This window comes from Dialister sp., assembly GCF_051885895.1.
In the GTDB taxonomy this organism is placed as follows: domain Bacteria; phylum Bacillota; class Negativicutes; order Veillonellales; family Dialisteraceae; genus Dialister.
The window spans coordinates 19,115-26,461 of sequence record NZ_JBJEXP010000094.1; the positions used below are offsets into that span (position 1 = coordinate 19,115).

The 7,347-nt window shown below is 55.8% G+C and carries 7 protein-coding genes; all 7 read left to right on the plus strand.

The features are described 5' to 3' along the window. A partial coding sequence (locus ACI4N7_RS08110) for a 4Fe-4S binding protein (protein ID WP_439732854.1) occupies positions 1-642 on the plus strand: 642 nt, incomplete at its 5' end. Further along, on the plus strand, positions 635-979 hold the full coding sequence (locus ACI4N7_RS08115; protein WP_439732855.1) for a hydrogenase maturation nickel metallochaperone HypA/HybF: 345 nt from the start codon (positions 635-637) through the stop codon (positions 977-979). The genes ACI4N7_RS08110 and ACI4N7_RS08115, both read left to right, overlap by 8 nt. Then, complete coding sequence (gene hypB / locus ACI4N7_RS08120) at positions 980-1,633, plus strand: hydrogenase nickel incorporation protein HypB (protein ID WP_439732856.1); 654 nt, start codon at positions 980-982, stop codon at positions 1,631-1,633. Positions 1,634-1,839: 206 nt separating this feature from the next. After that, positions 1,840-4,071 (plus strand): carbamoyltransferase HypF, encoded by a 2,232-nt coding sequence (gene hypF, locus ACI4N7_RS08125; protein WP_439732857.1) that lies wholly within the window; start codon positions 1,840-1,842, stop codon positions 4,069-4,071. A gap of 93 nt (positions 4,072-4,164) precedes the next feature. Beyond that, complete coding sequence (locus ACI4N7_RS08130; protein ID WP_439732858.1) at positions 4,165-4,386, plus strand: HypC/HybG/HupF family hydrogenase formation chaperone; 222 nt, start codon at positions 4,165-4,167, stop codon at positions 4,384-4,386. Continuing rightward, positions 4,383-5,417, plus strand: a complete 1,035-nt coding sequence (hypD, locus tag ACI4N7_RS08135) for a hydrogenase formation protein HypD (RefSeq protein WP_439732859.1) — start codon at positions 4,383-4,385, stop codon at positions 5,415-5,417. The genes ACI4N7_RS08130 and hypD overlap by 4 nt, the downstream gene beginning before the upstream one ends. Position 5,418: 1 nt before the next feature. Next, a complete protein-coding gene (gene hypE, locus ACI4N7_RS08140) occupies positions 5,419-6,402 on the plus strand; it encodes a hydrogenase expression/formation protein HypE (protein WP_439732860.1) in 984 nt (327 codons plus the stop codon). Positions 6,403-7,347 lie beyond the last annotated feature (945 nt).

A 7,347-nucleotide genomic window follows, 5' to 3' on the forward strand; every position in this document is an offset into this window, starting at 1 on the left:
GCCATTTCCATAGACCGGAAAAACCGCACCTGGACCATAGACCGGGAAAAATGCATCACCTGCGGCGTCTGTGCAGAGGGCTGTCCTGCCCACTGCCTCACCCTGGCGGAAGCCTGGGAAGCGGGAGAGAAAAAGGAAAAGAAGGCAGTGTACCAGGGAAAGGTGCTGCGCCGCCCGCCGCACCGGCCTCCCGTAAAGAAAGAAGAAACGCCTGCCGTGCAGGAAGCGCCGGCCGAAAAAGCAGTTCCTCAGGACAGGGAAGTTCCGGCAGCGGAAGAAAAGAAAGCGGCTCCGGCAGAAGCAGTGAACCTGCCGGATACCCATATCCGCATCGAGGCAGACAAATGCCTCTTCTGCGGCAAATGCGAGCATAACTGTCCGGCAGAGGCCATTTCCATAGACCGGAAAAACCGCACCTGGACCATAGACCGGGAAAAATGCATCACCTGCGGCGTCTGTGCAGAGGGCTGCCCTGCCCACTGCCTCACCCTGGCGGAAGCCTGGGAAGCAGGAGAGAAAAAGGAAATGAAAGCAGTGTACCAGGGGAAGGTGCTGCGGCGCCGTCCGCCGCGCACCGCCCCGGCCGGAGAAAAGGCGCCTTCCGCCAAAGAACCGGAAGCAAAGGATGACAGCCATGCATGAGTATCCTGTCACCCTGGAAATCGTGCGGATAGCGGAAAAAACAGCCCGGGAAAAAGGGGGCACCGTGAAGGCCATCCATCTGGTGGTGGGAGAAGATTCCGGATTCATCGGAGAATCCATCCAGATGTATTTTGATATTATTTCCGAGGGCACCCTCTGCGAGGGCGCCCTTCTGACCATCAGGGACATCAGGCCCAAAATGAAATGCGACCGGTGTGGGCGCCTGTTTGAACGGAAGCGGTTTTCCTTTACCTGCCCCTTCTGCGGCGGCGATGGTTCGCCTACGGAAATCGGCAAGGAATTTTATATAGAATCAGTAGACCTGGAGGTTGACTAAATGCATATGGTGAAAGCCGGCGTAATGGAAGACATTTACGCCCATAACAATCACATCGCGGAACACGTAAGAGACTATCTCATGAAACGGGACGTGTACACCGTTAACGTCATGGGAGCACCGGGGACGGGAAAGACCACATCCCTGGAACAGCTGATGAAGTACATCAGATCCAAGGTCTATGTGATTGAAGGGGATATAGAATCGGACATTGATACGGAACGGCTTCGGAAGGAAAATGTCACCGCCGCTCAGATCAATACCTTCGGCGCCTGCCATCTGGACGCTCCCCTGGTGCACAATGCGGTGCATACCATGGATTTCCGCGAAGGAGGCATCCTTTTCATTGAAAACGTGGGAAATCTGGTGTGTCCTGCGGAGCTGAACATAGGGGAAAATATTAAAATGCTTATTGTAAGCGTGGCTGACGGCAGCGATAAACCCTACAAATATCCCCTGGCCTTTGAAAAGGCGGATATTATCCTTCTCAATAAAATAGACCTGGCTCCTTATCTGGACTTTGACGAGGATTTCTTCATGAAAGGCCTGCGTCACCTGAACAAGAACGCCCCGGTTTTCAAAGTCAGCGGAAAAACGGGAGAAGGCTATAAAGAAGCGGCGGAATGGATTGAAAAAGCAGCCGGGAAGATGTGAGCCGCCGGTGCGGCCCGGCTGTATTTCCAAATGAACACAGGGCGCAGTAACTCTCGGCCGCTTCCCGGCTGTTAAACCTGCGAACCCTTGCGCCGAAGCTGCTTCAATCTTCAGGCCCCAAAGGCCCGCTTACTTTTCTATCTACCCTGTGAACCCGGGCCGCCAGAGGCGGCCCCTTACGGCCATTATTAAAAGGAGGCAGAGCCATGTCCCATATTCATACCGTTGGTCTCCTTGTGGAAGGCCGGGTGCAGGGGGTAGGATTCCGTCCCTTTGTGTGCCGCGCGGCAAAAAAAGCAGAGGTGACAGGCTGGGTGAAAAATCTGGGCGGCATGGTGGAAATCAGGGCTTCCGGAACGAGGGAGGCCCTTTTTGCCATGGAAGAAGCGCTGCGGCAGGCGCCTTATCCCATAGAGGTGGAATCCATTTCACAGAAGGAACTTCCCCTGGAAGAAGACAGCGGTTTTCGGGCGGTAGAAAGCAGCGGAGAGCCTGAGGCACCTCTTTTTCCTGCGGATATTGCCATCTGCCCGTCATGCCGGAAAGAGCTGCATGACAGGAAGGACAGGCACTATGGGTATCCTTTCCTGTCATGTACAGCCTGCGGGCCCCGGTATACCATTATCCGGCGCCTTCCCTATGACCGTCCCCATACGGCCATGGAGTCCTTTCCCCTGTGTCCTGACTGCAAAGAAGAGTATGAAAATCCGGCGGACCGGCGCTGCCATGGAGAGACTATCTGCTGCAGCGCCTGCGGCCCCGCTCTGTCTTTCGTGGCTGGAAGCGGAGAAAAGCTGCAGGGAAAGGAAGCCATGGAGAAGGCGGTGTCCCTGGTCCGGGAAGGACAGGTGGTGATGGTCAAGTCCATCGGCGGATACAACCTGGTGGGACGGGGAGACAGGAAGGAAACGGTGCTTTCCCTGCGGCAGCTGAAGCACCGGGAGAAAAAGCCCTTTGCCCTGATGGTCCATTCCCTGGCGGATGCGGAAAAGCTGTGCCGCCTTCAGGAGGAGGACAGGAAGCTCCTTCTTTCTCCTGCCTGCCCCATTGTGCTCTGCCGTCCGGGAAAGGCGGTGCTTCCGGAGGTGGCGGAAGGCGTGCCCCGGCTGGGAATTTTTCTTCCGCCCTCTGCCTTCTACGACCTGTTGACGGAAGGCGTGGGGGCGCCTCTGGTGGTGACCAGTGCCAATATCAGCGGAGAACCTATCCTTTACCGGGATGAAGAGGCTCTTGCCTGGTTCGAAAATCACGAAGTGGATTATCTGTTCACCAATGACCGGGACATCCTCCGCCCTGCCGATGACAGCGTGATAAAAGCGGAGGGACCGCACCAGGATCTGCTGCGGCGCACCCGCGGATTTCTGCCGGAGCCTGTTATCCACGGAGCAGGGGAGGGAGAGGTGCTGGCTCTGGGCGCTGATATGGAGCCTTCCATCTGCCTGTCGGGAAAAGGGCGGCTGTACCCCGGGGAAATGCCCTGCGATCTGGAAAACGAGTCTTCCGAGGAAGCCCTGCTCCGCATGATCCGGGACTGGGAATCCATGCTGGGCATTCACCCCGAAAAAGTGGTGGCGGATCTTCATCCTCTCTATGTGTCTGCAGCACTGGGGAAACGGATTTCCAGGGAAGAAGGGATTCCCCTGCTTCATCTGCAGCACCATCATGCCCACGGCCTTTCCGTCATGGCGGAGCATGGGATCCGGGGGAAAGCGGCAGCCTTTGTTTTTGACGGCACCGGCTATGGCACCGACGGCACCCTGTGGGGCGGGGAAATCCTCCTTCTGGAGGAGGACTCCATGGTGCGGGCGGGCCATCTGGATGCCATGCCCATGCTGGGCGGCGATATTTCCATGAAACAGGCCTGGAAAACGGCACTCGCCGGTCTGGCCTATGCAGGCCTTCCGTCCCGAGACAGCCGGTATGGCCTGGTGAAGGCGGCACTGGACGCAGGAGTAAACCGCATCCGGGATTCAGCCATGGGGCGCCTGTTTGACAGCGCCGCCGCCCTGCTTCATATCCGGGAAGAAAACCGCTTCAAGGGAGAGTGCGCCATGGCGCTGGAAGAAGCGGCGCAGAGGGCCCTCATGGAAGGGCGGAAGCCCCTCCCCATGAGCCTTACTCTGCAGGAAAAAGACGGCAGCCTTCTTTGGGACAGGAAAGCTCTCATTTCCGCCCTGGTGGAAGGAAATGGTAAAATAGAGGAAGCAGCCCTGGGATTTCACAGAGCGATTGTGGATATGGTCGTGAAGAGCGCTCTTCTTCTGGGAGTGGAGCAGGTCATTCTTACCGGCGGTTGCTTCCATAACGGTATTTTATGGACGGAAACAAAACAGGCGCTGGAAAAGGCGCATTTTAAAGTCTATGGAAATGAAAAAGTTCCCTGCGGCGACGGGGGCATTGCCCTCGGACAGGCCTGGTACGGCCTTATGCAGGGATGAGGAACAGGGGCGTGGCGGTATCGGATTTCACGGGAATGGATATCTCTGTGAAATCCGATACGCTTTCCACGGAAGTTCCCTTAAGGAGGAAATATGTGTGTAGCTTATCCGGGAAGAGTCGTGAGCATAAAAGGCACTCATGGCATGGTGGATTTTTCCGGCACCGAAGTGCCGGTGAATCTGGCCATGGTGCCTGCCAGAATCGGGGATTACGTGCTTGTCCATGCAGGCATGGCCATCCAGATCGTTGAAAAAGAGGAAGCCCATGACTGGATTTCCCTTTTCAGGGAAATCGAGGAGATGGAAAAGGAATGAGAGAAAAGGAACTGGCCCGCTATCTGTCATCCTATGCCGGACCGCCGCTTCGGCTCATGGAGGTCTGCGGCACCCATACGTCTTCTCTCTACCGAAGCGGCATCCGGCAGATTCTTTCGCCGAAAATCACCCTGCTTTCCGGTCCCGGATGTCCGGTGTGCGTGACGCCTACGGCCTATATCGACAAACTGGTGTCCTGCAGCATGAAGCCGCAGCACAGGGTCATGGCGTTCGGCGACCTGCTGGCGGTGCCGGGAAGCCGGATGTCTCTGGCCGGCGCCAGGGACAGGGGCGGCCAGGCGGATTTTTTCTATAATCCGGAAGATGTGCTGGCAATGGCTGAACGGGACAGGACGACCACCTTTGTACTGGCAGCAGTGGGCTTTGAAACCACGGCTCCGGTCTGGGCGGATCTCATCAAGAGGGTATGGGAAGAAAAGATTCCCAATATCCGTTTCCTTACTGCCCTGAAAACCATGCCCCAGGCCATGGAAATCCTGGCAGGAGATCCTCATATTGACGGGTTCCTCTGCCCCGGTCATGTGGCGGTGATTACGGGAAGCAGGCCCTTTCGGAAGCTGGCGGAAGACTCCGGGAAGCCTATGGTTATCGGCGGTTTTACTCCGCCCCTTCTTCTCCGCGCCCTGGCCCGGCTGGTGCTGGAAGCATCCCGAAAGCAGGGCGGCGTGTGGAACGAATATCCCTCTGTGGTGCGGGAAGAAGGAAACCGGCGGGCTCTCTCCCTTATGGCGGATGTATTTGAAGAGGGAGACGCCGTGTGGCGGGGACTGGGAAATATCAAAGGCTCCGGCCTTTATCTTTCCGCTGCCTATGCAGGGCTGGATGCAGGAAGCAGGAATCTGACGGAAGATATCATGCCTGCAGGCTGCTGCTGCGCCCAGGTGCTTACCGGACGCATGACTCCCGGTGACTGCCCCTGCTTCGGCAGAGCCTGCACACCGGATCATCCTGTAGGCGCCTGCATGGTATCCGGCGAAGGGGCCTGCTCTATTACCTATCGGGGAGGTTGACATGAAAATTGAACTTCGGCATGGATCCGGCGGCGAGGAAACCGGCCGCCTCATCCATCAGCTTTTTGAAAAATATTTCACCAATCCCATACTGGACCGCATGGAAGACGGCGCCGTGCTGCCGGTGATGAAGGGACATCCTGTTTTTACCTCCGACAGCTTCGTGGTGGAGCCTCTTTTCTTCCCCGGCGGAGACATCGGAAAGCTTTCCATCTGCGGTACAGTGAATGATCTCGCCTCCATGGGGGCAAAGCCGCTCTATCTGACGGCGTCCTTCATTCTGGAAACGGGACTGGAAACGGATACGCTGGAAAAGGTGGCGGCTTCCATGGCGGCAGCAGCCCGGGAAGCCGGCGTTTCCATTGTGGCAGGAGACACCAAGGTGATTGAAGGCAGGGGAGGCCTTTACATCAATACGGCAGGTCTGGGCGAAAGAGCGGCGGACTGCACCATTTCCGCCTCCGCCATGGAAGCGGGAGATGCGGTTATCCTGACCGGCACCATGGGAGACCACCATGGCACCATTCTCACGGAAAGACTTCATATGAAAAGCGGACTCCGCAGCGACTGCGCTCCTCTCTGGGGCCTGGTGGAAAGCCTTCTGGCAGAGGGCCTTTCCATTCACACCATCCGCGACATTACCCGGGGCGGACTGGCCACGGTGGCCAATGAACTGGCTGAGGCCTCGGGCAGAGCCATGGAGCTGCAGGAGGAACGGATTCCCCTGTCAGAAAGCGTACGGGAACTGGCAGGGATTCTGGGGCTGGATCCTCTCACCATGGGGAATGAAGGAAAGATGATGATTGTCCTTCCGGAAAAGGAGGCAGACCGGGCCCTGGAGGTCCTTCACCGTCATCCCTACGGGAGAGAGGCTTCCCTGGCAGGACGCATTATGGAAGGAAAGGGCGTCCATCTGATCACCGCCTACGGCGGAAAAAGAAAACTCCTTCCCCTCAGAGGAGAAGGACTGCCCCGCATATGCTGAAAAAAAGGGAAAGGAATGACGGAAGTTTATCAGACAATCAGACGTCAGATAGCCTCGTCATTTCAAAAATCCCCGGAGAATATAGAAATCATGGAAAAAGGACTGTGAAGAAATCATTAACATTTTTTCACAGTCCTTTTTCTACGTAAAACGCCTCCACCGGATGGCAGCCGGTGAAGGCGTTTGTATTTTTGGAGTTTGGGAATGGTGTAATCATAGATACATAGGATATGCAGCTATGAAGAGGTACGTGGGATAATCCCGGCAGGAAAAGAAAGGGAAAGACTTTCCTCCCTGCGGCTGCGGTACCGTCAGCCAGGTACAGGTCAAAGGACAGGATGGATACTGAACATGTTACTTCTGCGGAAACACTGACTTCGTGCGGGACCGGTGCATGAATGCCTTCCATGGCAACAGCTGATTTCCGCTTTCCTTTTCTCCCGTAAGTCCAAACGGCGGACTTTCCGGCAGTCAGGGAAAGGAGGAAAGGCCTCTTCCCGGCCTTCTGCAGGAATAACTCCGCCCTGAAGTCCTGTAACAGTCAAACAACTTCAACGGCGGCAGATCGACGGACTTGCTTTTCAGCACACTACCCCTCCAGCCTGCATATGGCAGAATGTCTGAAAATGCCGGATCTCACAATCGAAAAAATTCGGAGGAAACACCTCAAAGGTTTTTCTGTTTCTCCTTTTCGGGGGATCGAGCGTCCCGGATACCGGTATACCTGCCGGCAGCGGAAAGACCGGGCCCCTTCAAACAGAAAACAGTCAAACCGGCGAAACAGTACGGAATCCATACTTTTCACCATAACCTGTCTCTATTATACATCATTGAGGAATTTATTAAAGACAATTGTTATCCCAAAAAGAAAAGAAGGGTAAAAAATGCGGTCTCGACGGAAAAGAAATGCTTATTGAATTTTTCTTTAACACGTTCATAGGAAAA